Origin of the sequence: Enterobacter sp. HSTU-ASh6, from assembly GCF_026319105.1 — a bacterium.
Taxonomy (GTDB): domain Bacteria; phylum Pseudomonadota; class Gammaproteobacteria; order Enterobacterales; family Enterobacteriaceae; genus Enterobacter; species Enterobacter sichuanensis.
On the sequence record NZ_WSPD01000005.1, the window covers coordinates 262,051 to 283,271 of the forward strand.

The 21,221-nt window shown below is 55.5% G+C and carries 22 protein-coding genes; 12 read left to right on the forward strand and 10 right to left on the reverse strand.

The window, feature by feature from the left end:
* Window positions 1-147: 147 nt before the first annotated feature.
* From plsC to GM298_RS08520, 4 genes are all read left to right on the forward strand, one after another.
* Window positions 148-885, forward strand: coding sequence for a 1-acylglycerol-3-phosphate O-acyltransferase (gene plsC / locus GM298_RS08505; protein ID WP_025758488.1), 738 nt, complete (start codon window positions 148-150; stop codon window positions 883-885).
* 58 nt (window positions 886-943) lie between these two features.
* Window positions 944-2,356, forward strand: coding sequence for a cell division protein FtsP (ftsP, locus tag GM298_RS08510; protein WP_126801365.1), 1,413 nt, complete (start codon window positions 944-946; stop codon window positions 2,354-2,356).
* A 151-nt stretch (window positions 2,357-2,507) separates the two neighbouring features.
* Window positions 2,508-4,682 carry a YgiQ family radical SAM protein gene (locus tag GM298_RS08515; RefSeq protein ID WP_045285898.1) on the forward strand — a complete coding sequence of 725 codons (2,175 nt, stop codon included), beginning with the start codon at window positions 2,508-2,510 and terminating at the stop codon, window positions 4,680-4,682.
* A 109-nt stretch (window positions 4,683-4,791) separates the two neighbouring features.
* Window positions 4,792-5,193 carry a carboxypeptidase-like regulatory domain-containing protein gene (locus tag GM298_RS08520; protein ID WP_045285897.1) on the forward strand — a complete coding sequence of 134 codons (402 nt, stop codon included), beginning with the start codon at window positions 4,792-4,794 and terminating at the stop codon, window positions 5,191-5,193.
* 41 nt (window positions 5,194-5,234) lie between these two features.
* Here the strand turns inward: GM298_RS08520 and dkgA are convergent, their stop codons facing one another.
* Window positions 5,235-6,062 carry a 2,5-didehydrogluconate reductase DkgA gene (gene dkgA / locus GM298_RS08525; RefSeq protein ID WP_025758482.1) on the reverse strand — a complete coding sequence of 276 codons (828 nt, stop codon included), beginning with the start codon at window positions 6,060-6,062 and terminating at the stop codon, window positions 5,235-5,237.
* 105 nt (window positions 6,063-6,167) lie between these two features.
* Window positions 6,168-7,331, reverse strand: coding sequence for an alcohol dehydrogenase (gene yqhD / locus GM298_RS08530; RefSeq protein ID WP_025758481.1), 1,164 nt, complete (start codon window positions 7,329-7,331; stop codon window positions 6,168-6,170).
* A 195-nt stretch (window positions 7,332-7,526) separates the two neighbouring features.
* Between yqhD and GM298_RS08535 the strand changes: the two genes are divergently transcribed.
* Complete coding sequence (locus tag GM298_RS08535; protein ID WP_025758480.1) at window positions 7,527-8,426, forward strand: AraC family transcriptional regulator; 900 nt, start codon at window positions 7,527-7,529, stop codon at window positions 8,424-8,426.
* A gap of 45 nt (window positions 8,427-8,471) precedes the next feature.
* On the opposite strand, the gene yghB is transcribed toward GM298_RS08535, so the two are convergent.
* On the reverse strand, window positions 8,472-9,131 hold the full coding sequence (yghB, locus tag GM298_RS08540) for a DedA family general envelope maintenance protein YghB (RefSeq protein WP_025758479.1): 660 nt from the start codon (window positions 9,129-9,131) through the stop codon (window positions 8,472-8,474).
* 143 nt (window positions 9,132-9,274) lie between these two features.
* Window positions 9,275-10,462 (reverse strand): cystathionine beta-lyase, encoded by a 1,188-nt coding sequence (gene metC / locus GM298_RS08545; protein ID WP_025758478.1) that lies wholly within the window; start codon window positions 10,460-10,462, stop codon window positions 9,275-9,277.
* A 251-nt stretch (window positions 10,463-10,713) separates the two neighbouring features.
* Here metC and exbB point away from each other — a divergent pair, with 251 nt between their 5' ends.
* The 3 genes from exbB to GM298_RS08560 all read left to right on the forward strand — a co-directional run bounded on the left by exbB (window position 10,714) and on the right by GM298_RS08560 (window position 13,601).
* Entirely contained in the window at window positions 10,714-11,445 is a 732-nt protein-coding gene (gene exbB, locus GM298_RS08550; protein ID WP_025758477.1) for a tol-pal system-associated acyl-CoA thioesterase, read from the forward strand.
* A gap of 4 nt (window positions 11,446-11,449) precedes the next feature.
* Window positions 11,450-11,875: a TonB system transport protein ExbD gene (gene exbD, locus GM298_RS08555; protein WP_025758475.1), complete on the forward strand. Its 426-nt coding sequence runs from the start codon at window positions 11,450-11,452 to the stop codon at window positions 11,873-11,875.
* A 274-nt stretch (window positions 11,876-12,149) separates the two neighbouring features.
* On the forward strand, window positions 12,150-13,601 hold the full coding sequence (locus tag GM298_RS08560; protein WP_095450199.1) for a methyl-accepting chemotaxis protein: 1,452 nt from the start codon (window positions 12,150-12,152) through the stop codon (window positions 13,599-13,601).
* On the opposite strand, the gene GM298_RS08565 is transcribed toward GM298_RS08560, so the two are convergent.
* The gene (locus GM298_RS08565) at window positions 13,598-14,044 is read right to left on the reverse strand and encodes a cytoplasmic protein (RefSeq protein ID WP_262747561.1); all 447 of its coding nucleotides are present in this window, start codon (window positions 14,042-14,044) and stop codon (window positions 13,598-13,600) included. The genes GM298_RS08560 and GM298_RS08565 overlap by 4 nt on opposite strands.
* 1 nt (window position 14,045) lies before the next feature.
* Window positions 14,046-14,450: a hypothetical protein gene (locus GM298_RS08570; RefSeq protein ID WP_025758471.1), complete on the reverse strand. Its 405-nt coding sequence runs from the start codon at window positions 14,448-14,450 to the stop codon at window positions 14,046-14,048.
* 103 nt (window positions 14,451-14,553) lie between these two features.
* Between GM298_RS08570 and GM298_RS08575 the strand changes: the two genes are divergently transcribed.
* Window positions 14,554-15,057 (forward strand): ESA_00282 family adhesion-associated protein, encoded by a 504-nt coding sequence (locus GM298_RS08575; RefSeq protein ID WP_025758470.1) that lies wholly within the window; start codon window positions 14,554-14,556, stop codon window positions 15,055-15,057.
* A gap of 81 nt (window positions 15,058-15,138) precedes the next feature.
* Window positions 15,139-15,627, forward strand: a complete 489-nt coding sequence (locus GM298_RS08580; protein WP_014171606.1) for a TIGR00645 family protein — start codon at window positions 15,139-15,141, stop codon at window positions 15,625-15,627.
* 124 nt (window positions 15,628-15,751) lie between these two features.
* Here the strand turns inward: GM298_RS08580 and GM298_RS08585 are convergent, their stop codons facing one another.
* The gene (locus GM298_RS08585) at window positions 15,752-16,792 is read right to left on the reverse strand and encodes an aldo/keto reductase (protein ID WP_025759772.1); all 1,041 of its coding nucleotides are present in this window, start codon (window positions 16,790-16,792) and stop codon (window positions 15,752-15,754) included.
* Between the two features lie 219 nt (window positions 16,793-17,011).
* On the opposite strand from GM298_RS08585, the gene GM298_RS08590 reads away from it, so the two are divergent.
* Window positions 17,012-18,559 (forward strand): methyl-accepting chemotaxis protein, encoded by a 1,548-nt coding sequence (locus GM298_RS08590; protein ID WP_025759773.1) that lies wholly within the window; start codon window positions 17,012-17,014, stop codon window positions 18,557-18,559.
* 32 nt (window positions 18,560-18,591) lie between these two features.
* Here GM298_RS08590 and GM298_RS08595 read toward each other — a convergent pair whose 3' ends face one another.
* The 3 genes from GM298_RS08595 to GM298_RS08605 form a co-directional block, all read right to left on the reverse strand.
* Window positions 18,592-18,918 carry a DNA-binding protein gene (locus GM298_RS08595; protein ID WP_032672665.1) on the reverse strand — a complete coding sequence of 109 codons (327 nt, stop codon included), beginning with the start codon at window positions 18,916-18,918 and terminating at the stop codon, window positions 18,592-18,594.
* Window positions 18,919-18,930: 12 nt separating this feature from the next.
* Window positions 18,931-19,263 (reverse strand): type II toxin-antitoxin system RelE/ParE family toxin, encoded by a 333-nt coding sequence (locus GM298_RS08600; RefSeq protein ID WP_025759776.1) that lies wholly within the window; start codon window positions 19,261-19,263, stop codon window positions 18,931-18,933.
* A gap of 157 nt (window positions 19,264-19,420) precedes the next feature.
* Window positions 19,421-20,011: a TetR/AcrR family transcriptional regulator gene (locus tag GM298_RS08605; protein ID WP_025759777.1), complete on the reverse strand. Its 591-nt coding sequence runs from the start codon at window positions 20,009-20,011 to the stop codon at window positions 19,421-19,423.
* A 141-nt stretch (window positions 20,012-20,152) separates the two neighbouring features.
* Here GM298_RS08605 and GM298_RS08610 point away from each other — a divergent pair, with 141 nt between their 5' ends.
* Complete coding sequence (locus GM298_RS08610; protein WP_266153943.1) at window positions 20,153-21,208, forward strand: sugar phosphate isomerase/epimerase family protein; 1,056 nt, start codon at window positions 20,153-20,155, stop codon at window positions 21,206-21,208.
* Window positions 21,209-21,221 lie beyond the last annotated feature (13 nt).

Genomic DNA, 21,221 nt, shown 5'->3' on the forward strand with positions numbered 1-21,221 from the left:
TCTGTCCGGAGGGGGAATTTCAATAAAATTTCCCGTAAAATCGTTGTTAATTCGTGCGTTGCGATTAACAATACGCGCTCGTAATAAAGTCCTTACCTGGCCACAGGTGAAGTATAATTGTCAGCTGTCAGGGCTTCAGAGGTCGCTATGCTATACATTGTTCGTCTCATTCTTACCGTTATCTACTGCATTCTGGTCTGTGTTTTCGGCTCTGTTTATTGCCTGTTCAGCCCGCGTAATCCGAAGCATGTTGCCACTTTTGGTCATATGTTCGGTCGTCTGGCGCCACTGTTCGGTCTGAAGGTTGAAAAACGTCTGCCTGAAGGGGCGGAGAATTTCGGTAACGCCATCTATATCGCTAACCATCAGAACAACTACGATATGGTGACGGCCTCCAATATTGTCCTTCCGCCGACCGTGACGGTGGGGAAAAAAAGCCTGCTGTGGATCCCGTTTTTCGGTCAGCTGTACTGGCTTACCGGCAACCTGCTGATCGACCGTAATAACCGTGCAAAAGCGCACAGCACTATTGCGGAAGTGGTGAACCATTTTAAAAAGCGCAAAATCTCAATCTGGATGTTCCCGGAAGGAACGCGCAGCCGCGGCCGTGGCCTGCTGCCGTTTAAAACCGGAGCGTTTCATGCCGCAATTGCGGCGGGTGTTCCAATTATTCCTGTGTGCGTTTCCAATACTTCTAATAAGATTAATCTTAACCGCCTGAATAACGGGCTGGTGATTGTCGAGATGTTGCCACCCGTTGATACCAGCAAATACGGTAAAGATCAGGTGCGCGAGCTGGCAGCACACTGCCGCGAGCTGATGGCTCAGCATATTGCGCTGCTCGACAAAGAAGTCGCAGAGAGAGAAGCCGCCGGTAAGATTTAACCCGGCGTTGAAGGGAAAACGAATTCCCGCGTTGTTAGTCGTTTCAGATGGAGCTTATATGTCACTCAGTCGGCGTCAGTTTATTCAGGCTTCGGGGATCGCCCTTTGTGCGGGTGCGATGCCGCTGACAGCCAGCGCCGCCGGGCAGCAGCAGCCGCTGCCCATTCCGCCGTTGATTGAATCCCGTCGCGGTCAGCCGCTTTTCCTGACGCTGCAGCGCAGCCACTGGTCCTTTACCCAGGGAACCCGCGCGCCGGTCTGGGGCATTAACGGACGTTACCTTGGGCCGACCATCCGCGTTTGGAATGGCGATGACGTTAAGCTCATCTACAGCAACCGTACGTCTGAAAATGTCGCCATGACCATCAGCGGTTTACAGGTTCCGGGTCCGTTGATTGGCGGCGCGGCGCGCATGATGTCGCCTAACGCCGACTGGGCGCCGGTGCTGCCGATCCGTCAGAGCGCGGCTACCCTGTGGTATCACGCCAACACCCCTAACCGTACGGCGCAGCAGGTCTATAACGGCCTGGCCGGTATGTGGCTGGTGGAAGATGAGGTCAGTAAATCTCTGCCGATCCCGAACCACTACGGTGTGGACGACTTCCCGATTATTATCCAGGACAAACGTCTGGATAACTTCGGTACGCCGGAATACAGCGAGCCGGGCAGCGGTGGCTTTGTGGGCGATACGCTGCTGGTCAACGGCGCACAAAGCCCTTACGTAGAAGTCTCGCGCGGCTGGGTACGCCTGCGTCTGCTCAACGCCTCTAACTCGCGCCGCTATCAGCTCCAGATGAGCGATGGTCGTCCGCTGCACGTCATCTCCGGCGATCAGGGCTTTTTACCGGCACCGGTGTCCGTTAAACAGCTGGCCCTCTCGCCGGGTGAGCGCCGCGAAATCCTCATTGATATGACCAACGGGGATGAAGTTTCTGTCACCTGCGGCGAAGCGGCGAGCATTGTGGATCGTATTCGCGGGTTCTTTGAGCCATCGAGTATTCTGGTTTCCACCCTCGTGCTGACCCTGCGCCCAACCGGCCTGCTGCCGCTGGTGACCGACAGCCTGCCCATGCGCCTGCTGCCGCAGGAGATCATGAGCGGCTCGCCGGTGCGCAGCCGGGATATCAGCCTGGGCGACGATCCGGGCATCAACGGTGCGCTGTGGGACGTCAACCGTATCGACATTACCGCGCAGCAGGGCACCTGGGAGCGCTGGATTGTTCGCTCGGACATGCCGCAGTCGTTCCATATTGAAGGCGTGTCATTCCTGATCCGCAACGTGAACGGTGCGATGCCGTTCCCGGAAGACCGCGGCTGGAAAGATACCGTCTGGGTGGATGGTCAGGTTGAACTGCTCGTCTACTATGGTCAGCCTTCGTGGCCGCACTTCCCGTTCCTGTTCCACAGCCAGACGCTGGAGATGATGGACAGGGGCTCCGTGGGGCAAATGCTGGTTAACCCGGCGCCGTAAAACGAGTCGGGTGGCGGCTTCGCCTTACCCGACCTACAGGCCCCCAGGCCCGGTAAGCGTAGCGCCACCGGGCAATAAATACCCCTTCATTTCCCGCAATGATCCAGCGTATAATCCCCGCCCTTTTGTCTATTTTTTCTTCGGAAGCATTATGAGCGCAATTTCCCTGATCCAGCCGGATCGTGACCTCTTCTCCTGGCCCCAGTACTGGGCGGCCTGCTTTGGACCGGCGCCGTTCCTGCCGATGTCCCGGGAAGAGATGGACCAACTGGGCTGGGACAGCTGCGATATCATTCTGGTCACGGGCGATGCCTACGTTGACCACCCGAGCTTCGGCATGGCCATCTGCGGCCGTATGCTTGAAGCGCAGGGCTTCCGCGTGGGGATCATCTCCCAGCCTGACTGGAACAGCAAAGACGACTTTATGCGTCTGGGTAAACCCAACCTGTTCTTCGGCGTGACCGCAGGCAACATGGACTCGATGATTAACCGCTATACCGCCGACCGTAAGCTGCGTCATGACGATGCCTACACCCCGGATAACGTAGCGGGTAAACGTCCTGACCGTGCCACGCTGGTCTATACCCAGCGCTGCAAAGAAGCCTGGAAAGACGTGCCGGTGATCCTGGGCGGCATCGAGGCGAGCCTGCGCCGCACCGCGCACTACGACTACTGGTCAGATACCGTGCGCCGTTCGGTGCTGGTGGATTCCAAAGCCGACATGCTGATTTACGGTAACGGTGAGCGTCCGCTGGTGGAAGTGGCGCACCGTCTGTCGCAGGGCGAGCCGGTGAGCAGCATCCGCGATGTTCGCAATACCGCGATCATGGTGAAAGAGGCGCTGCCGGGCTGGAGCGGGGTGGATTCCCGCATCATCGATATGCCGGGCAAAATCGACCCGATCCCCCACCCCTATGGTGAAGATCTGCCGTGTGCCGATAACAAGCCGGTAGAGCCAAAGAAGGCGGAGGCAAAGGCGATCGTCGTGCAGCCGCCGCGCCCGAAACCGTGGGAAAAAACCTATGTGCTGCTGCCGTCCTACGAGAAGGTGAAAGCCGACAAGGTGCTCTACGCGCACGCGTCCCGTATTCTGCACCATGAAACCAACCCGGGCTGTGCCCGCGCCCTGATGCAGAAACACGGCGAGCGTTTTATCTGGATCAACCCGCCGGCGATCCCGCTCTCCACGGAAGAGATGGACAGCGTCTTCGCGCTGCCGTACAAGCGCGTGCCGCACCCGGCGTACGGCAACGCCCGTATCCCGGCGTATGAGATGATCCGCTTCTCGATCAACATCATGCGCGGCTGCTTCGGGGGCTGCTCCTTCTGCTCCATTACCGAGCACGAAGGACGTATTATTCAGAGCCGCTCTGAAGATTCGATCATCAATGAGATCGAAGCCATTCGCGACACCGTACCGGGCTTTACCGGCGTGATTTCCGACCTTGGCGGCCCAACCGCCAACATGTATATGCTGCGCTGTAAGTCGCCACGCGCGGAGCAGACCTGCCGCCGCCTGTCGTGCGTCTATCCGGATATCTGTCAGCACATGGACACCAACCACGAGCCGACGATCAACCTCTACCGCCGCGCGCGTGATCTGAAAGGCATCAAGAAGATCCTGATCGCTTCCGGGGTACGTTACGATATTGCTGTGGAAGATCCGCGCTACATCAAAGAGCTGGCGACGCACCACGTGGGTGGCTATCTGAAGATTGCGCCGGAGCATACCGAAGAAGGCCCGCTGTCGAAGATGATGAAGCCGGGCATGGGCAGCTACGACCGCTTTAAAGAGCTGTTCGACACCTACTCGAAGCAGGCGGGCAAAGAGCAGTATCTGATCCCGTATTTCATCTCGGCGCACCCTGGCACGCGTGATGAGGACATGGTGAACCTGGCGCTGTGGCTTAAGCAGCGTCGCTTCCGTCTGGATCAGGTGCAGAACTTCTATCCTTCACCGCTCGCCAACTCGACGACCATGTATTACACCGGCAAAAACCCGCTGAGTAAGATTGGCTATAAGAGCGAAGAGGTGGTGGTGCCGAAAGGGGATAAACAGCGTCGTCTGCACAAAGCACTGCTGCGTTATCACGATCCGAAAAACTGGCCGCTGATCCGTCAGGCGCTGGAAGAGATGGGCAAAAAGCACCTGATCGGCTCGCGCCGCGATTGCCTGGTGCCGGCGCCTACGCTTGAGGAGATGCGCGAAGCGCGTCGCCAGAATCGCAATACGCGCCCGGCGCTGACCAAGCACACGCCGATTGTGCATCAGCGTTCGAACGGTGGGGCGGGAACGAAGAAAAACGTAAAACGTAAGAGCGGCTAGACATATTGCCCGGTGGCGCTGCGCTTACCGGGCCTACAGTTCAGCGCGTAGGCCGGGTAAGGCGCAGACGCCACCCGGCTTTTTTCTGCATAAGGGCAGGAGGCCCAACATGAAAATAATGAAGTTAACGGGAGCGATGCTGATTGGCCTGACGTTAAGCGGTTGTGTAATGCACCGCCAGACACAGCCAGAAGTGGAAGGACGTCTTATCGACAGCGCAGGTAAGCCAGTCCCGGGCGCTAAAATAACATTAGAGAGGGAGCAAACGCTTTCTGACGACAACGGTCGTTTTGCTTTTCAGAGCCAGCATGAGTGGATCTTCTTTCTGCCAATAGGTCCGATGGACTGGATTTATCGCACTCCGCTCCAGATAAGTGTCAACGGAAAGGAATATGAAGCAGAAGCAGGCGGCGGTCTCGGCGGACCACATGAACTTGAAGGGAAAGCGTTTAACGTTATTTGCACCTTGCCTGACCTCCCCGGAGAAGCGAGATGTCAGTCCGGTTTATAGATTAAAACGAGCCCGGTGTAAGATCGGGCTCGTTTTAGGTATTACCCGCCAAACTGATCCGGATCCGGCCCTAAACGTTTCCCCTTATCCAGCTTCGCAATCTCACCCAGTTCATCTTTGTCCAGGCGGAAATCCCAGACGTCGAAGTTCTCGGCGATGCGCGATGGCGTGACCGATTTCGGGATCACCACCAGGCCGTTGTCCAGGTGCCAGCGAATGACAACCTGCGCCGGGGTTTTGCCGTATTTATCCGCCAGATCGCGGATAATTTTCTGGTCGAACACCCCCTCGCCGCCCTGAGCCAGCGGGCTCCAGGATTCGGTCTGGATTTTGTGCGTGGCGTTCCAGGCGTGAAGCTGGCGCTGCTGCATCAGCGGGTGCAGCTCGATCTGGTTAATCACCGGCGCGACGCCCGTTTCGTCTATCAGTCGCTGCAGGTGATGTACCTGGAAGTTACAGACGCCGATGCTTTTCACCAGCCCCGCTTTCTGCAGTTCAATCATCCCTTTCCAGGCGTCAACGTAATGGTCGATAGCCGGAACCGGCCAGTGCATCAGATACAGGTCGACGAAATCAAGCTGGAGTTTCTCCAGGCTCTCCTGCAGCGCTTCGCGCGGGCGCTTTTGATCGTCGTTCCAGAGTTTTGTGGTGATAAATAACTCATCGCGAGGGACACCAGCGCTGGCCAGAGCCTTACCCACGCCGTCCTCATTTTTATACGCGGCGGCGGTATCAATCGACCGATAGCCGACTTCCAGGGCCTTATGAATGGCGGAGACGACCTCGTCGTTACCGGCTTTCCATACACCTAGCCCCAACTGGGGCATCACGTTGCCGTCCTGCAGCTTGATTACGGTTTGGTTTGCCATTTTTCCTCCTTCAGGTGCGCATCGCCGGAGAGGGACTCCGGCGATGGGGTGTGCATTAAGTCTGGACGAAATGTCAAAAAACGAAAGTCGGAGGGACAAAAACGCTTAGCGTGCCGCCTCGTAGATACGACGGCTCACGTCCAGCGTAATGTCGCCGTGTTCGCCCAGATGGGTCATACCGTGTTCTTCCAGTTTCGCCAGCAGGGCAGGGATAGAGCTGCCATCCAGACCGTAGCCAGACAGACGCGTTGGCACGCCCAGCCCTTCAAAGAAGTTGCGGGTCGCGTCGATTGCCGCATCAATACGCGCATCGTCAGAGCCCTCGGTGATGTTCCACACGCGCTCGGCGTACTGCAGCAGTTTGGCACGTTTGGTATCCCGCTTTTCGTTCCACAGCGCAGGCAGAACAACGGCCAGCGTTTGGGCGTGGTCCAGACCGTGCATCGCCGTCAGCTCGTGGCCCAGCATGTGGGTCGCCCAGTCCTGCGGCACGCCAGCCCCGATCAGGCCATTCAGCGCCTGCGTTGCAGCCCACATCACGTTGGCACGCACGTCGTAGTTTTCCGGCTCTTTCAGCGCTTTCGGACCTTCTTCAATCAGCGTCAGCAGAATGCCTTCCGCGAAACGATCCTGAATTTTGGCGTTCACAGGGTAGGTGACGTACTGCTCAACGGTATGCACAAAGGCATCGACCACGCCATTCGCCACCTGACGCGCAGGCAGGGTGTAGGTGTAAACCGGATCCAGGATAGCGAACACTGGCTGAACGTGTTCGTTCATAAAGGCCTGTTTATCGCCAGTGGTTTTGCGGGAGATCACCGCGCCCTTGTTGGATTCAGAGCCGGTAGCCGGCAGAGTCAGCACCGAGCCCATCGGGATTGCGCTTTTAATGTCGCTGCCGCGGGTCTCCAGGATGTGCCACGGATCAACGCCTTCTGCGTAGTGGGCTGCCGCGGCGATAAATTTGGTGCCGTCCAGTACGGAGCCGCCGCCGACCGCCAGCAGGAAGGTGACCTTCTCGTCGCGGGCGATTTTCACCGCGTTCATCAGCGTTTCGTAAGAGGGGTTTGGCTCAATACCGCCAAACTCACGCACGTCCAGACCGTCCAGCGCGCTGTAAACCTGATCCAGCACGCCGGTTTTTTTCACGCTGCCGCCACCGTAGGTGACGAGGACGCGGGCGTCTGCCGGGATCTGCGCGCGCAGATCGGCGATAGCGTCTTTACCAAACAGAATGCGGGTTGGGGTGTGAAGATTAAAGTTGTTCATGGCTCGTTCCCTTTAGTGGGTGAATAATCGTGGTGGCGCAGAGGGCAACCTGATGCTGCACATTGTGGTCGCCTGCGGCTATCCTCTCAATGCACATTCCTGCCGATGTCTTGCCCATTTCTACAGAGCGCTGGAGAAAGCGCGGAAAACGACGCACACTGTCAACGTCGGAAACCGTACCCGGAGTAACGAAAAATGAACCGTGAGGCTATCTGTCAGCAGCTCACTGCGCAGATTAAGAGGTTGATAGATAATGAAAACCGCGCCAGCGAACTGCTGCCGGATATTCGCCTGCTTTATGGCACCCAGCCCGGGACGCGTACGCCGGTGATGTACCAGCCGGGCATCGTTTTTCTCTTTTCTGGCCATAAAATTGGCTATATCAACGAGCGCGTCTTCCGTTACGACACCAATGAATATCTGCTGCTGACGGTACCTTTACCCTTTGAATGTGAAACCTTCGCGACAGAGGCGGTTCCGCTGGCGGGGATCCGCGTCAATGTCGATATCCTTCAGCTGCAGGAGTTGCTGATGGAGATTGGCGAAGACGAACTCTTCCAGCCGTCAATGGCGTCGAGCGGGATTAACTCTGCGACGTTATCGGAAGAGATCCTCTGCGCCATTGAGCGTCTGCTGGACGTGATGGAGAGGCCGCTGGATGCGCGCATTCTCGGCAAACAGATCATCCGCGAAATTCTTTACCACGTACTGCTGGGACCCGGCGGTGGGGCATTGCTCGCCCTGGTGAGCCGACAGACCCACTTCAGTCTGATAAGCCGCGTGCTCAAGCGTATTGAGAGCCAGTACACCGAAAACCTGAGCGTTGACCAGCTCGCCGCGGAGGCGAACATGAGCGTCTCGGCGTTTCACCACAACTTTAAATCGGTGACCAGCACCTCGCCGCTGCAGTACCTCAAAACCTACCGGCTGCATAAGGCGCGGATGCTGATGATCCACGACGGCATGAAGGCCAGCGCGGCGGCGATGCGGGTGGGTTATGAAAGTGCGTCGCAGTTCAGTCGGGAATTTAAACGCTACTTCGGCGTCACGCCGGGAGAAGATGCGTCACGTATAAGAACGATGCAGGGAGTTTAGGCTTTTTCCCCTCTCCCCTGCGGGGAGAGGGTCAGGGTGAGGGGCTCACGCGCTGCAGTACTTCTTCTTAATCACTACCGCAATAGTCCCTACCAGTCCCGCCACCAGCAGGAACATCGGCAGCACCATCAGGAAGGTCATCACCTGGTCTTCATGGTGTTTCACAAACGGGATCATATTCAGCGCGTAGCCGAGCGTAGTGACCACGCCGACCCACAAAAGCGCGCTCAGCCAGTTGAAGAACTGGAAGCGGCGGTTCGACAGACCGGAAATGCCCGCCATGGTAGGCAGAAGGGTGCGAACAAACGCCAGGAAACGCCCGGCCAGCAACGCCAGCAGGCCGTGCCGATCGAACATGCAGGTGGCACGCTGATGATATTTATGCGGTAACTGCGCAAGCCAGCTTTTAACGACGCGTGTATTCCCCAGCCAGCGGCCCTGCAGATAGCTCAGCCAGCAGCCCAGGCTCGCGGCGGAGGTGAGGATGACCATGGTTGGCGTGAAGTCCATAACGCCTTTGCCGATTAACGCCCCGGCAAGTAAAAGCAGGCTGTCACCGGGTAAAAATGAGGCTGGCAGTAGTCCATTTTCCAGGAACAGCGTTGCGAACATCACGAAATAGACGATACCGACGACGTGAGGATCCGCCAGCGCGGCAAAGTCGTGTTGCCAGAGCGCCGCGATAATATCTTGAATAACAGCCATGGACTTTCCTGTGGAACAGCAGATATAACGCTATTGTACTCCCTTATTCGCCCGTCGGGTTTGATCGCGGGCGCATCTCATGCAGACTTTTCTGGTTGCAGTGTCCACAAAAGCGTCCAGGGAGTACATTTTCAGCCAGCACTTTACACGATACGCTCGAACCCTGCTGCTAAATCGGCAATTAAATCGTCCACATTTTCTAAACCGATGTGCAGTCGGATCAGGGTACCGCTGAAGTCCACTTCGCCGCCGGGACGCAGCGCCGCAATCTGTTCCGGCTGGTTAGGCAGAATCAGGGACTCAAATCCGCCCCAGGAGTAGGCCATGCTGAAGAGGGTAAAGTTATCCAGATAATTTGCCAGCTCGTCATGGGTCAGGCGTTTTTTCAGAACGAACGAGAACAAACCGCTGCTGCCTGTAAAGTCACGTTGCCAGAATTCATGTCCCTTACTGCCCGGTAGCGCCGGATGATTAACGCGCTCAACCTGCGGGTGCTGTGCCAGCCATTCGGCCACTTTCAGGCTGCTTTCATGGTGTTGACGCAGGCGAACCCCCAGCGTGCGAATACCGCGGCTGGTCATGTAGGCCGTGTCTGCATCCACCATCTGCCCCATCAGGTAGGCATTTTCACGCAGTTGATCCCAGCAGCGGGCGTTAGAGACCGCCGTGCCAATCATGCCGTCAGAGTGGCCAATCAGGTACTTGGTTGCCGCCTGAATCGAGATATCAATGTCGAATTCCAGCGCCTTAAACAGCACACCAGCCGCCCAGGTGTTGTCGATCATGATAATCGCCTCTGGCGCTTTACTGCGCACGGCTTTCACAATGGCCGGCACGTCGTGTACTTCCATGGTGAGCGATCCTGGCGATTCCAGAAACACAATGCGCGTGTTTGGCTGAATAAGCTCGGCAATGCCTTCACCAATCAGCGGATCGAACCAGCCGGTGGTGACGCCGAGCTTGCTGAGGATTTTGGTGCAGAAGTCCTGGCTGGGTTCATAGGCGGTGTTGGTCATCAGGATATGGTCGCCCTGTTCCACAAACGCCAGAATGGTATTAGCGACCGCCGCGGCGCCGCACGGGAACAGCGCGCAGCCCGCACCGCCTTCCAGCTCGCACATCGCTTCCTGCAGAGAAAAATGGGTTAGCGTGCCACGACGGCCATAAAACAGCCCGCCTTTCGCGCGGTTACGCGTGGCGTTTTTTTTCTCCTCCACGGTATCAAACACCAGCGAGGAGGCGCGTTGAATCACGCTGTTGACCGAGCCCTGGGTATATTTCTTGCTGCGTCCTGCCTGTACCAGCGTGGTATCAAGATGCTTCTTAGTCATGTTCGCTAACCCTGTTTTTATACGTCTGGACGTCCAGACTACCACGATTGTAAAAATCTGCACCCTGAGGCTTATCGAATAAGCAGAAAATATTAGCAAAAAACCGCATAAGAAATTTTTACTGCGTAAGCGCAAAGAAAGTGAGCAAAAATTGCGGCACTATGTAAATAGTAATGAGAACGACTATCAATTCGACGACGTTTTGATATTATTATGCTCAGATTTTGTGATTTGCGTCCTGGAGATACAGAGTGGGTAATAATTTGATGCAGACGGATCTCTCCGTTTGGGGCATGTATCAACATGCTGACATCGTGGTTAAGATTGTGATGATCGGCCTGATTCTGGCGTCCGTGATCACGTGGGCTATCTTCTTTAGCAAGAGCGCCGAACTCATTTCTCAGAAGCGTCGCCTTAAGCGGGAGCAGCTGCAGTTAGCCGAAGCCCGCTCGCTGGATCAGGCTTCTGACATGACCTCATCCTTCCACGCCAAAAGCCTGACCACCCTGTTAGTTAACGAAGCGCAAAACGAGCTGGAACTCTCCGCTGGCAGTGAAGATAACGAAGGCATCAAAGAGCGTACCGGCTTCCGCCTTGAGCGTCGCGTTGCGGCCGTTGGCCGACATATGGGACGTGGTAACGGGTATCTGGCGACGATCGGCGCAATTTCGCCGTTCATCGGCCTTTTCGGTACGGTCTGGGGCATCATGAACAGCTTCATCGGTATCGCCCAGACCCAAACCACCAACCTGGCGGTGGTGGCACCGGGTATCGCGGAAGCGCTGCTGGCGACGGCTATCGGTCTGGTAGCGGCCATCCCGGCGGTGGTTATCTACAACATCTTCGCGCGGATGATTGGCAGCTACAAAGCCACGCTTGGTGATGTTGCCGCGCAGGTTCTGCTGCTGCAAAGCCGCGATCTCGACCTCAATGCCAGCTCGGTTAAGCCGGTGCATGCGGCGTCCAAACTGCGCGTAGGTTAATGCGATGGCGATGCGTCTAAACGAAAACCTGGACGATAACGGCGAAATGCATGAAATCAACGTGACGCCGTTTATCGACGTCATGCTGGTTCTGCTGATTATCTTCATGGTGGCTGCGCCGCTGGCGACGGTTGACGTGAAGGTCAATCTGCCAGCCTCTTCCAGCCAGCCACAGCCGCGTCCGGAGAAGCCTGTTTATCTGTCCGTGAAGGCGGATAAATCGATGTTCCTCGGTAACGACCCGGTAACGACTGACTCTGTCATCCCGGCGCTGGAGCAGCTTACCGGCGGTAAGAAAGACACCACGGTCTTCTTCAGGGCGGATAAAACCGTTGATTATGAAACCATGATGAAGGTAATGGACACGCTGCATCAGGCGGGTTACCTGAAGATTGGACTGGTCGGCGAAGAAAAAGCGGCTAAAAAATAAAATAAAAGCTGGCGAAAGCCGGCTTTTTTGTTTTCTCTAAGGCCAAATCGTTATTATTTTCTGCCGTATTTCCCCACACATCATATTTATTTATCAATAAAGCCATCATTAATAATCTCTTGATTGTTAAGCAAATATCAATATTCGGCTGCGTCATTTAACGCTATCTTTTGTTGTACTGGCGTCGCGTAATATCCCCGCTACGCTTAAAAAAGATAATAAAAACAGACCTTCTTCGAAGGATCTTTTTCACCTGCACAGCAAGAGACTCCGTATGCCTACGATGACATGGCTCTATCCGCACGCGCATCAAAACGATCTGATTTCCCTTTCTTCCATACGCCGCCGCGCCGACAGGCTAATACTGGTGCTCATCTGGTCACTCTGGGGCATCTCACTGGCCGTGGGCTATCTCAATGAGAATGTGGTGCAGGGCGCCATCGTGGCGACTGCGCTGGCGTGTTTATCGTCGGTGCTCACACTGCTGTTTCCCGGCGCGCTGCTGCTTCGTCTGAGCTCGGCGTTTGTGCTGATGGCCTTTTCCGCGCTGCTGATCCATCTGGGGCACGGGGAAACCGAATATCACTTCTCTGTTTTCGTCCTCCTCTCCGCGCTGCTTGCCTGGCGCGACTGGCGACCGCTGTTGATGGGGGCTGCGGTCATCGCTATACACCATCTGGTCTTTAACTATTTGCAGGAGCACGACCTGTATGGCGTGGTGGTGTTTATGCACACCGGTTTTCATATGGTGGTTTTTCACGCCCTGTTTGTGGTAGTCCAGACGGCGATCCTGATCCTGCTGGCGGTGCGCATGGAGCAGGACGCCCGCTCGGCGAGCGAGGTGGCCGCACTCGCCGGGGTCATTAACCGCGAGCCGGGTTATCTGACGCTCGCCGTCGATGCCGCGCCCGCCGGGTCGCCCTTCGCCCGTACCTTTAGCCTGACGCTGGGCACCATGCGCGCCACGCTTGAGCAGGTCAGCGCCAATATTGGCCAGCTGCTGGAAGCCTCCCGCACATTAGGCCAGCGTAACAGTGCGCTGTCAGAGCGTACCGATCACCAGGCAAACTCGCTGGCAACGGCGGCCAGCGCGATGGAACAGCTACGAGCTGTCGCCACCCTGACCAGTGAAAAAGCCAGCCAGGTCAGAGAGGTGGCATTCAGCACCAGCCACGTGGCGGAGCAGGGGGGAAATAACGTACGGCAGGCGATGGCGGCAATGGAGCAGATTCGCGAGGAGTCGCAGCGTATTTACGCCATTCTGGAACTGATCGACGGCATTGCCTTCCAGACCAATATTTTGTCGCTTAACGCCTCGGTCGAGGCTGCCAGAGCGGGCGAGCATGGCAAAGGTTTCGCGGTGGTCGCCTCCGAAGTGCGCGTCCTGGCGCAACGTAGCGAAGAGGCCGCAAAAGAGATCCGCCAGCTGCTTACGGCGGCGCAGGCGACCACTCAGCACGGGGTCGAGCAGGTTGAGCACGCGGGGCTAACGATGAAGTCGATCATTGAGAGTATCGAAGGGCTTCGCTCTTTGCTGGAAGAGCTCTCACAGATGAGTGAGCAGCAGCGGGCGAGCATCGCACAAATGAACGACAGCATTGCCAGCATTGATGCCAGCGTACAGGAGAATGTGCGCCACGTTGCGCAGACCCTGCAGGTGGCTGAAGCACAGCGGCAGCAGACAAGTCAGTTAAAAGAGGCGATTGCCGTATTCAGATTTAATTAGCGTAGAGGTTCGGTGGGGGCGCTGCTGCCAGACGCCAGCGCGTCCTCATCAAGCGCAACGCAGGTCACGTTTGAGGTGCGGTACTCGCCGTCTGCCAGTTTACGTGTCAGGCGCAGGGTGGCGATTTCTCTGGCAAGCAGATACTGATAGTTGGCTTCAAGGCGTCCAAGAAGCTTCTCTTTGAGCTCCGGTCGCTGTTCGATAATGGCATTCATCACTGCACCGTAAATCTCTTCCTTTACCTGTAACGGATAAATATCGCGCCGGTTCTGCCATTTCAGTCGAACCAGTGCTGCCGGGATCGAGACCAGGTCTTGCGTAATACGTGTCATCTCGTCATTTTTTGATTTTCTCAGTGCATCGAGATTTTGCTTTAAGATAAATTCATCACTTTTTTTATCATCTAAAGTCAAATAAACGTCATTGTTCTTAATTTCTTTCACGTTAATCTTCCCCCAGGGTATAAAAAATAGGGTTGTTTTTTTCGCGTGTAATTAGATTAAGCCAAATTTCATTGCCCGCTTCATTAATTGCTTTGGTTTTCTCGGCCATTATCTGGCTTAATTTTTGGGCATCTATTTCACCTTCGGCCTGCAGGTCATTCAGTAGATGGACGAAGGCTTCAATTTTCATGGCACGAAATAAGCGGTCTTTTATATGGCGATCGTGCTCTTCCAGCAACATATTACGGGATTTGCCGCTGTCGGAAACACCAATTAATATATCAGGCTCGAAATCAGAGAGCTTTCTTTTCCCCTGAGTGAAACTGGCCTCTTTTTCTGCTTCCATCGGTTGCTGTTCCACAGGCGTAATGTGGTACTTAGCCGGGACGAGATAGTCGGGCAGCATTTTTAATTTCCTTTAATTTCAACAGGGTGGGGTTGGTAAAGGCGTGAGATTCGTTGACAATATCATGAGGCAAATTTAAAATCAAAAAAAATGGAGCCAACCCATGAACAGCATCTTTTTTACGGTCATCACATTACTATTACTGACCGCTGGTGTTCTTTTATTGATGCAGGAGTTCAATAAAACGAAAGTGTCGAACGACACCAGTGAACCCCCGCAACCGGAACGCATGACAAAAGAGGAAGGTGAAGACCATTTCTCTGTTTTGATGAACTCTGTTACGCCTGTCTGGTACTGGCGGGTCAACCATGAATATATCGATTTTTTACACGCAACAATTAAGCGTATGAAAATGTCGGAAATTAATGACACGCCCGGACTGTTTGAGGCTCAGCGTCGCTGTAGCGACCTCAATTCAGCCGTGTATAAATATTACGACAATATCAAAAAGCGCTGCCTTAACGGTGAGAAGGTCTCTTATTCCGACCTGGACGTATTAAATTTGCGCCAGTGTTTTCGTGAGTTCAGTCTGGAAGCCTACCCGGAGCTGGTGGCGCTGGTCTGGCCGGAATATGCCCGTCCTGAGGTTAACCCCGACAACGTCTGAGTGACGTTCTGGTTAGCTATTGCAAACAGTCAGCGCCGTTGAGCTATACTGGGCGCTGGTTTCTTTTGCAAACAGGACTTTATGGAACGCTTTTTTGAAAACGCCATGTACGCCTCTCGCTGGATACTGGCCCCCGTCTATTTTGGCCTTTCGCTGGCCCTTATCGCGCTGACGATTAAGTTCTTTCAGGAAATCCTGCATGTTCTGCCGAACATTTTTTCCATCGCCGAAGCAGATTTAATTCTGGTTCTGCTGTCGCTGGTGGACATGACGCTGGTGGGTGGACTGCTGGTGATGGTGATGTTCTCCGGCTATGAAAATTTCGTCTCTCAGCTGGATATCGATGAGCGAAAAGAAAAACTGAACTGGCTGGGCAAAATGGATGCCTCGTCGTTGAAGAATAAAGTGGCCGCCTCGATTGTGGCGATCTCCTCTATCCACCTGTTACGCGTGTTTATGGACGCAAAGAACGTCCCGGATAACAAACTGATGTGGTATGTGATTATCCATCTGACGTTTGTACTGTCGGCGTTTGTGATGGGGTATCTGGATAAGATCAGTAAGAAGTAAAATTCACCTTACCCCTCACCCCGCCCTCTCCCCAAAGGGGAGAGGGAGAAAGGCCGCACCGAGCAGTCCCCTCGCCCCTTTGGGGAGAGGGTTAGGGTGAGGGGGGGGAAGGCAACAGACCGCACTATTTCTCCGACGACGCCTGCCAAAGATTCAACTCCCCATCCGCAACATGCCGATCAATTCTTTCCAGCTCATCCGGGCTAAAGTGCAGATTATCCAGCGCCCGCACGTTCTCCTCTATCTGCTCCGGACGGCTTGCGCCAATGAGTACGGACGTCACGCGTTCATCTTTCAGTAGCCAGCTCAGCGCCATCTGCGCCATTGTCTGACCGCGTGCCTGCGCCATCTCATTCAGCAAGCGCAGGCTGTTCAGATTCGCTTCGGTCAGCATCTTCTGCGTCAGTCCGCGCACTTTGTTTCCTTCGCGCTGCATGCGTGAACCGTCAGGAATACCGTTCAGGTATTTTCCGGTGAGCAGCCCCTGTGCCAGCGGGGTAAAGGCGATACAGCCCGTCCCGTTTTTCTCAAGCGTATCCAGCAGGCCAGTATGATCGACCCAGCGGTTGAGCAGGTTATAGGAGGGCTGATGAATAAGCAGCGGGATTTTCCACTCGCGAAGCAGGTCAGCCATTTTCCGGGTGCGCTCGGTTGAATAGGACGAAATCCCGACGTACAGCGCTTTACCGCTCTGCACGGCATGGGCCAGCGCAGCGGCAGTCTCTTCCATCGGCGTGTTTTCATCCACCCGGTGGGAGTAGAAAATGTCCACATACTCCACGCCCATCCGCTTCAGGCTTTGGTCGAGACTGGCGAGCAGATACTTGCGCGAACCGCCCGAACCGTAAGGCCCCGGCCACATGTCGTAACCCGCCTTGGTGGAGATAATCAGCTCGTCGCGATACGCGGCAAAATCCTCACGCAGCAGACGGCCAAAATTTTCTTCCGCACTGCCCGCCGGCGGGCCGTAGTTGTTGGCGAGATCGAAATGGGTAATGCCGAGGTCGAAGGCTTTGCGCAGCAGCGCGCGCTGGGCATCAAGAGGCTGTACGTGGCCGAAGCTATGCCACAGCCCCAGCGACAGCGCAGGAAGGCGCAGGCCGCTCTTGCCGCAGTGGCGGTAGAGCATCGTTTCATAGCGGGCAGCGTCAGGGTACCAGGTCATGATGTCTCCTTTTCTTATCGATAATTTTTTGAAACGTCGTTTTCATTCTGAACTTATCACATCACTCCTCGCGAAGATAAGGGTTAACGGTGGCTGTGTGACCAGTGAAGCCACGCTAATTAAAAATGATCACAAAACGTTATAATTTCCCTCTTTCCTGCCGATAACGAGAGAAGCACTCGCCTCTGGGCGAATTCACCCTCACGGCAAGGAAGACTTATGAATATGCTCCGTAATTTCACAATACGTTTCGTCATGCTGACGATCCTCGGGATCTTTTGTGTAATGTGGGCGGGGGTTGGGCTGTACAGCACCTGGTCCCTTTCCCGCGTTTCCGATGGCAATGACGTGGACCGCCAGCTGGTTAAACAGATGACGGTACTCAGCCAGGGTAACGATCAGTATTTCCGCTTCGTGACCCGTCTGAGCCGCGCAATGGAAGTCAAAGCCGCAGGCGGCACGCCGGATCTGGCCTCTGCCCAACAGGCGCTGGATAACATGGGCAAGAAACTGGCCGAGATGAAAGCCATCTCCCCAGGCCCGATGGATGAGCAGGTTTCATCCCGGGTGATTGGCGCCTGGCAGGCGCTGCTCGAACAGGGGGTGACCCCGCAAATGCAGCAGGCGAAACAGGGCGCACTGGACGGCTATCGTCAGCAGGCGAATAATGTCACCCCACCGCTGAGCCGCGCGTTCGGTGCGGCGGCTGAGGCATTCAACACTGCCGCCGCGACGTCGCTCGACAGCACCCGTGTGGTGGTGGACGGCCTGACCAGCATGACCCGGACGGTGATTATCGTCGCCACGATTATCGGCCTGCTGATCCTCCTCTTCACCGACCGTTATCTGGTGGCAATGCTGGTCAAACCGCTGGATCGCATTCGCCAGCAGTTCCGCCAGATTGCCCAGGGCGATCTCAGCCAGCCTATTGAGCCGTTTGGCCGCAACTGTGTGGGACAGCTGGTGCCGCTGCTGAGCGCCATGCAGGACAGCCTGCGCGAAGCGGTCAGCACCATCCGCTCCGGCAGTGAGAATATCTGGCGTGGGGCGACGGAGATTTCCAGCGGTAACAACGATCTCTCTTCCCGTACCGAAGAGCAGGCGGCGGCGCTGGAAGAGACGGCGGCCAGCATGGAGCAACTGACCGCCACGGTGAAACTGAACGCCGAAAGCGCGCGTCAGGCGAGCCAGCTGGCCGATGTGGCCTCGACCACCGCCAGCCGCGGCGGCTCGCTGGTGGAAGAGGTGGTCACCACCATGAGCGGGATCTCGGAAAGCTCGAAGAAAATTGCGGAAATCACCAACGTCATCAACAGCATCGCCTTCCAGACCAATATCCTGGCGCTTAACGCCGCGGTTGAAGCGGCACGCGCGGGCGAGCAGGGGCGTGGTTTTGCCGTTGTGGCAGGCGAAGTCCGCAATCTGGCCAGCCGCAGCGCCAACGCGGCGAAAGAGATTGAGGGGCTGATTGCCGATTCGGTTTCCCGTGTGGAGCAGGGGGCGCAGCTGGTGAGCGACACGGGCACGACCATGGATGCGATTTTGCGTGACGTGACAGAGGTCACCACCATCATGAAGCAGATTGCGTCGGCTTCAGAGGAGCAAAGCAAAGGCATTTCTCAGGTCGGTATCGCCATCACCCAGATGGACGGCGTTACCCAGCAAAACGCCTCGCTGGTGGAAGAGGTTTCCGCGGCGGCGGCGGCGCTTGAGCGCCAGACCGAAGATCTTCAGCGTTCGGTGCAGAAGTTCCGCCTGACGGCTTAACGCGCAAAGGCCGCCCTGTGCGGCCTTTCTTTTCACGCGGGTGTGTTTAACCCTGCTGATGCAATTCGGGAAATCGGGTATCCCGTTGCAGATGCCACTTCGGCGATACGCTTAAATGAGGGATTACCGTTTGGTGAAAGTGATTTGTAGAGTGATTCGCGGGAAATACCTGCACGTTTTGCAATGACAGTCATCCCGCCCGAGGCTTCAATCACATGACGTAAAGCCAGCATGAACGCCTCATAACCTCCGGGCTCGTCAATTTCTATAAAAGCCTGATGAAGATATACGGGCGCGAAATCCGGAGAATCTTTCAGGAGTTGTACCATTGCGTCATCATGGAGTACTGATTTAGCCATTCCGATTTCCTCTTATATCCTGCGCTTGTAGTCGTTGAGGTACTCAACGGCTCTTTCTATATCTGCATTTTGCTTTTTTTTCGTTCCAGTCAATAGCACCAGGCTTACTGCGCCATCTGCCGGATCGGAGACTTCGCTGAAATAGACTCGGTAACCCGGCCCCTGGTTAATTCTGAGCTCTGAAACGCTCTCTCTGCATGGTTTACAATCACCATAGTTACCCGTTGACATTCTGGCGACACGCGTAGCAATCATGGCTTTTGCTATGGGATCTTTCACACTTCTCAGATATGCATCAAACGGGTCGTACCCGTCAGCTGTGATGTAGTGTTTAACCTTAGCCATTATTGTAGCCTGTAGTTTACGATAAGCAAATGCATTGTTATCTTCAGGCTACGACAGGCAACGGTTTACAGGGTTGTGACAGTGGGGAAGATGTGATTTCTGAAAGCGGATCGCAAAAATACGAAACCGTTGTGTGCGGCCTTTCTCAGCCTCTCACTCAGGAATGTGGCAGCAGGCTAAGCGCCTGTTTAACCGCCGCCTGCAAACGTGATTCCGGCACTCCGTCCCGGGCCTGCACCGACAAACCATGTAAAAAGACGGCAAAATAGTCTCCCAGACTCTCGGCATCGGTCGACTCCGGCAATTCACCGTTACGCACTGCCAGATGGAGACGGTCGATGATCTGCTGTGTACGCTGCAGGCGATGCTGTGCCAGCCAGGTTTTGATCGTCTCATTTTCCGCACTGACGCTGGCTGCCGAGGCCACCACCATACATCCTTGCGGCAATTCCGGATGGCAGTACAGGTGAACCGCATCCATTAACAGCGTCTGGAGGGTATCCCGCACGCTGCCCCCGGCAGCTAAGGCCCGATCCGCAAAACCGCCTTCCTGTTTTTCGTAATCGGCGATAGCTTCCCGAAAGAGCTGCTCTTTTGAACCGAACGCCTTGTAAATACGTGCCGATGCAATCCCCAGTTCTGCCACCAGGTCCGACATTGAGGTGCCTTCATAACCCTGTCGCCAGAACAGGTTACGCGCTTTGATAAGCGCTTGGTCACGATCGAACTGGCGCGGTCTGCCTGCCATTTTGTTGCTCCGGTTGGTCCTGAATTCTGTGCAACAGGATCGCCTAAATCATCTGGATTACCAACGAATTTATAATTTTCGCTTGCGGTTATCCGGCTTTACTCCTATTGTTTGTCAATCGACAAACAATAGGAGTATACGATGAAAACCCTCAAAGGTCCCTCTCTCCATCTGGCTCAGTTCAGCGATGATGCGGCCCCCTTTAATAATTTGCCCGCGATCGCCCGGTGGGCGGCGCAAACGGGTTTTAGCGCTCTGCAAATTCCGGCATGGGACCGCCGTCTCTTCGACGTGGCGACGGCGGCAGAAAGCCAGACCTACTGCGACGATCTGACCGGTATGCTGGCAGAGCATGGCCTGGTGATAAGTGAACTGACCAGTCATATTTTTGGCCAACTGATGGCAGTACATCCTGCTTACGACAGCTTATGCGACAGCTTTGCGCCGCCAGAAGTACACGGCAACGCACAAGCCCGCGGCGAATGGGCGCGGCAGCAGCTGCTCCTGGCGGTCAAGGCCTCTGCCCGGCTTGGTCTCAGCGATCTGGGTACCTTCTCTGGCTCGCTGGCGTGGCCCTATCTGTTCCCGTTCCCGCAGCGTCCGGAAGGGTTAATTGAAACCGCCTTTGACGAGCTGGCCAGACGCTGGATGCCGGTGCTCAACGCCTGTGACGAGCAGGGCATAAACCTCTGCTATGAGATCCACCCGAGTGAAGATCTGCATGATGGGATAACGTTTGAAATGTTTTATCAGCGGGTGAAAGAACATCCCCGCTGCCGGATACTTTTCGACCCCAGCCACATGGTGCTCCAGCAGCTTAACTACCTGGAGTTCATTGATATCTATAAGGACCTGATCAACATGTTCCACGTCAAAGACGCTGAATTCAATCCGACCGGCCGTCAGGGGATTTATGGTGGCTATCAGTCATGGGTTGATCGTGCAGGACGTTTTCGCTCACTGGGTGACGGTCAGGTGGATTTCAGGGCTATTTTCTCAAAGCTGACCCAATACGATTATGCCGGCTGGGCAACCCTCGAGTGGGAATGCTGTCTGAAAAATCCGCTGGACGGTGCCAGAGAAGGGGCTGCGTTCATCCGCGACCATAGTATTCACATCACCGATAAAGTCTTCGATGATTTCGCCGGTGCGCCGGTGAACCCTCAACAAATCAACGCATTACTCGGCATTCGCTAAGCCACGACATTAC

Bases quoted from the DNA above. Each gene is read 5' to 3' on its own strand.
- plsC (WP_025758488.1), top strand. From the start codon at position 148: ATGCTATACATTGTTCGTCTCATTCTTACCGTTATCTACTGCATTCTG.
- ftsP (WP_126801365.1), top strand. From the start codon at position 944: ATGTCACTCAGTCGGCGTCAGTTTATTCAGGCTTCGGGGATCGCCCTT.
- GM298_RS08515 (WP_045285898.1), top strand. From the start codon at position 2,508: ATGAGCGCAATTTCCCTGATCCAGCCGGATCGTGACCTCTTCTCCTGG.
- GM298_RS08520 (WP_045285897.1), top strand. From the start codon at position 4,792: ATGAAAATAATGAAGTTAACGGGAGCGATGCTGATTGGCCTGACGTTA.
- dkgA (WP_025758482.1), bottom strand. From the start codon at position 6,062: ATGGCAAACCAAACCGTAATCAAGCTGCAGGACGGCAACGTGATGCCC.
- yqhD (WP_025758481.1), bottom strand. From the start codon at position 7,331: ATGAACAACTTTAATCTTCACACCCCAACCCGCATTCTGTTTGGTAAA.
- GM298_RS08535 (WP_025758480.1), top strand. From the start codon at position 7,527: ATGAACCGTGAGGCTATCTGTCAGCAGCTCACTGCGCAGATTAAGAGG.
- yghB (WP_025758479.1), bottom strand. From the start codon at position 9,131: ATGGCTGTTATTCAAGATATTATCGCGGCGCTCTGGCAACACGACTTT.
- metC (WP_025758478.1), bottom strand. From the start codon at position 10,462: ATGACTAAGAAGCATCTTGATACCACGCTGGTACAGGCAGGACGCAGC.
- exbD (WP_025758475.1), top strand. From the start codon at position 11,450: ATGGCGATGCGTCTAAACGAAAACCTGGACGATAACGGCGAAATGCAT.
- GM298_RS08560 (WP_095450199.1), top strand. From the start codon at position 12,150: ATGCCTACGATGACATGGCTCTATCCGCACGCGCATCAAAACGATCTG.
- GM298_RS08570 (WP_025758471.1), bottom strand. From the start codon at position 14,450: ATGCTGCCCGACTATCTCGTCCCGGCTAAGTACCACATTACGCCTGTG.
- GM298_RS08575 (WP_025758470.1), top strand. From the start codon at position 14,554: ATGAACAGCATCTTTTTTACGGTCATCACATTACTATTACTGACCGCT.
- GM298_RS08580 (WP_014171606.1), top strand. From the start codon at position 15,139: ATGGAACGCTTTTTTGAAAACGCCATGTACGCCTCTCGCTGGATACTG.
- GM298_RS08585 (WP_025759772.1), bottom strand. From the start codon at position 16,792: ATGACCTGGTACCCTGACGCTGCCCGCTATGAAACGATGCTCTACCGC.
- GM298_RS08590 (WP_025759773.1), top strand. From the start codon at position 17,012: ATGAATATGCTCCGTAATTTCACAATACGTTTCGTCATGCTGACGATC.
- GM298_RS08595 (WP_032672665.1), bottom strand. From the start codon at position 18,918: ATGGCTAAATCAGTACTCCATGATGACGCAATGGTACAACTCCTGAAA.
- GM298_RS08600 (WP_025759776.1), bottom strand. From the start codon at position 19,263: ATGGCTAAGGTTAAACACTACATCACAGCTGACGGGTACGACCCGTTT.
- GM298_RS08605 (WP_025759777.1), bottom strand. From the start codon at position 20,011: ATGGCAGGCAGACCGCGCCAGTTCGATCGTGACCAAGCGCTTATCAAA.
- GM298_RS08610 (WP_266153943.1), top strand. From the start codon at position 20,153: ATGAAAACCCTCAAAGGTCCCTCTCTCCATCTGGCTCAGTTCAGCGAT.